Origin of the sequence: Bacillus sp. J33 (genome assembly GCF_000518885.1) — a bacterium.
In the GTDB taxonomy this organism is placed as follows: domain Bacteria; phylum Bacillota; class Bacilli; order Bacillales; family Cytobacillaceae; genus Cytobacillus.
In genome coordinates, this window is sequence record NZ_JAEL01000175.1 from 1 (window position 1) to 3,649 (window position 3,649).

The following is a 3,649-nucleotide window of genomic DNA, read 5'->3' on the forward strand; positions in this document are numbered from 1 at the left end:
GACGGTCAATTTAGAGTCCCCTTTAGGGGATTGTCAGTAAAGTGCCCTTATAGGGCGAAATTAAAACCGCCCGTTTTACGGGCGGATACTTACTTCCCTTTATTCTTTCTCTTTTTCATCGAACGGTTTCATCCATAACAGGATGATAAAGGTTAAACTGACATAGCCGAAAATCGGGTATAAATAAGATAGCAAGGTTCCATAATTAATCAGGCTTATAAAGTAGCAAATAATAAAAATGACGCTTACTGTAATAATGCTCGGCAGCGAAATATACTTTTTGATCTGCCTTTCGATTCCGAAAACATTGCCAATCACGGATGTGAAAATTTCTCCATAAATGACAAAAACAAATATCCAATAAATAGACGAAGCCAGTGTTTTCACAATTGCAGCCATTGGAATGTCATAGGATTCGATATTCGGGAGCATGACCAGTGTTAAGTGGCTTGATATCAGGATGATTGTAAGGGCAGCTCCCCCTAAATATCCGCCCCATTTAATTATTCGGTCATCCTTTATTTCAGAAGCAACAGGCACTAAAACAGCCTGAGCCAGCGTCAGGTTTAAGGCTGTATAGGAGAACGGAGCAACAACTGCTTTCCAACCATCTTCAGCAAAAGGAATAAACATTACCCGCTCTGTAAAGTTCGGAAGCTTCATGCTAATGAACATTAAAATAAAACTAAATACGATCATCATTGGCACGACAAATGTATTAACTGCAAATAACCCTCGTATGCCAACGATCATTGTAATGATCGTTAAACCTATTGTAATAAGCAGCCCCGTCATTTTCCCTATCCCAATCTGTTCTTCAAATACAGCGCCAGCTCCTGAAAGCATCACTGCACATACACCCAATAACATAAATAACATCAATATATTAATGGCAGTACCAAAAAACCTGCCAAAAAGGTATTCATTTAATTCCTGATATGAAGCGGCCTTAATACGGGCGGAGATTCGCATTAATTTTGATCCCAGAAAAATAAAAATATAACCGCTCATTAAGATGCCTACTAAGCCAATAAAGCCAAATCGGGTAAAAAACTCTACAATCTCTCTCCCGGTTGCAAAGCCTGCACCCACTACGGTGCCCACATAAACGGCAGCGATCTGGAAAGCCGCCCCCCAGTTCGTTCTCACTCAATCTCCTCCTTCCATTCCAATATATGTGGGCTAGTACAAACAAAGACGAGCTTTTTTGCAATTAATGGAGTAATAAAGAAAAATTTTATCCACTAAAAAATACCAGTAAAAAAATACTTGAAAGTCAAAGAAGGTCAAAATATAATTAGGTTACAAGGTCAAAGATAGTCAAAGTCAGACCAAAAAATTTTATATGGAGGTATGCTAAATGCTTTGTCAAAAATGCCAAACAAAAGAAGCAAATGTACATTTAAGAATGAATGTAAATGGAAATGAACGAAATTTAAACCTTTGCCACAGCTGTTATCAAAATGAAAAGCAAAAAAGCCTTACTTCCTTTGGACCGGCTTTGAATGGCTTTTCAGGTTTTGGCCAAATGCCACTGGAGGATTTCCTTAAAAAGATGGCTTCCTCTCAGGGTAATGAACAATTTTCGATTTCTCCTCTAGAAGAAGCACCTAAGCATAATAATGGAAACAGAGGATTTATAGATCAATTTGGAAGAAATCTGACTCAGCTAGCCAAAGCTGGCTTAATTGATCCTGTCATAGGAAGAGATGAAGAAGTAAAGCGTGTAATTGAAATCTTAAATAGAAGAAGCAAAAATAACCCTGTATTAATTGGTGAACCCGGAGTAGGTAAAACAGCCATCGCGGAGGGTCTTGCCATAAAAATTTCTGAAGGCACGGTACCTAAAAAGCTTTTGAACAAAGAAGTTTATTTGCTTGATGTTGCCTCTCTAGTCGCAAATACGGGAATTCGCGGCCAATTCGAAGAACGTATGAAGCAATTGATCTCTGAACTGCAGGTCCGCAAGAATATTATTCTATTTATTGATGAAATCCACTTGCTTGTCGGTGCAGGCTCAGCAGAAGGATCAATGGATGCAGGCAACATTTTAAAACCTGCACTTGCAAGGGGCGAGCTTCAAGTTGTCGGTGCAACTACACTGAAGGAATACCGTCAAATTGAAAAAGATCCGGCATTAGAACGCAGATTCCAGCCGGTTCATGTACAGGAGCCGAATGCTGATGAGGCAATTGAAATCCTGATGGGACTCAAGGAAAAATACGAAGATTACCATGAGGTTTCTTTCACTGATGCAGCGATTAAGGCTTGTGTACAATTATCAAGCCGCTACATTCAGGATCGATTCCTTCCTGACAAAGCGATCGATTTAATGGATGAAGCAGGCTCTAAACGTAATCTTGAATCAGGCTTTGCACCGGCTGAAGATATTGAAAAGCGCCTTGAAGAAATCAGCAAGCAGAAAGAACTTGTATTAAAAGAAGAAAAATATGAAGAGGCTGCAAAGCTTCGCGAAGAAGAATTAAAGCTGCAAAAGGAGTTAAGCGGTGACAACAAGGCTGAACGTCCTATCATTGAAGTTAGTCACATTCAAGAGATTATCGAAAAGAAAACCGGTATCCCTGTTGGCAAACTTGTTGAAAATGAACAGGAAAAAATGCAAAATCTAGAAACAAACCTTTCTGAAAAAGTAATTGGACAGAAAGAAGCAGTACAAAAGGTCTCTAAAGCAATTCGCCGCAGCCGCGCAGGCTTAAAATCAAAGCATCGCCCAATTGGTTCATTCCTTTTTGTTGGGCCTACAGGTGTAGGTAAAACCGAGTTAACCAAAACACTCGCAGAAGAACTATTCGGTTCGAAGGATAGCATGATCAGGCTGGATATGAGTGAATATATGGAAAAGCACAGTATTTCTAAAATTATTGGCTCACCTCCTGGATATGTTGGTCATGAAGAAGCTGGGCAGCTGACAGAGAAAGTCCGCAGAAATCCATACAGTATTATTTTGCTGGATGAGATTGAAAAAGCACACCCTGATGTACAGCACATGTTCCTTCAAATCCTCGAAGATGGCCGCCTGACAGACAGCCAGGGCCGAACAGTAAGCTTTAAGGATACAGTCATTATTATGACAAGTAATGCAGGAGTTGGGCATAAAGAAATCCATGTCGGCTTTGGGACTACCGATGCGGTCAAAGAGTCAGGCATTCTTGACTCACTGGGAAGCTTCTTTAAGCCTGAATTCCTGAACCGCTTTGACAGCATTATTGAATTCAAAGCTTTAGAAAAAGAGCATTTAATCAAAATTGTTGATTTAATGCTAAATGAGCTTCAGGAAACATTGAAAGAACAGGAAATTGAGCTCACTGTTACACAGGAAGTCAAAGAGAAGCTGGCTGAAGATGGATACCACCCGGAATTCGGTGCCCGTCCATTAAGAAGAGTGATACAGGATGAACTTGAAGACAGAATTGCTGATTTCATCATTGACAAAGGCGGCTATAGCAAACTAAAAGCTGTTCTTGAAAACGGGACAATCACCATCAAAACAATTAACTAAAATAAATAGAAATAAGGCGGAATTATTATTCCGCCTCAGACTGTCGACAAACTCGATGAAAATCGTGCTTGTCTGCAGTCTTTTTTATTTTAAAATAGAAGTAATACAATGCTTGAGGTGATTTAAATG

General features: G+C 39.7%; 2 protein-coding genes. One reads left to right on the top strand and one right to left on the bottom strand.

All coding sequences use genetic code 11. From position 1 onward, the window contains the following. Positions 1-99: 99 nt before the first annotated feature. The gene (locus L634_RS0128265) at positions 100-1,149 is read right to left on the bottom strand and encodes a YkvI family membrane protein (RefSeq protein WP_026585276.1); all 1,050 of its coding nucleotides are present in this window, start codon (positions 1,147-1,149) and stop codon (positions 100-102) included. Between the two features lie 211 nt (positions 1,150-1,360). On the opposite strand from L634_RS0128265, the gene L634_RS0128270 reads away from it, so the two are divergent. Next, the gene (locus L634_RS0128270; RefSeq protein WP_026585277.1) at positions 1,361-3,520 is read left to right on the top strand and encodes an ATP-dependent Clp protease ATP-binding subunit; all 2,160 of its coding nucleotides are present in this window, start codon (positions 1,361-1,363) and stop codon (positions 3,518-3,520) included. Positions 3,521-3,649: the final 129 nt, after the last annotated feature.

Excerpts from the sequence above, each read along its gene's own strand:
- L634_RS0128270 (WP_026585277.1), top strand. The coding sequence starts at position 1,361 with ATGCTTTGTCAAAAATGCCAAACAAAAGAAGCAAATGTACATTTAAGA.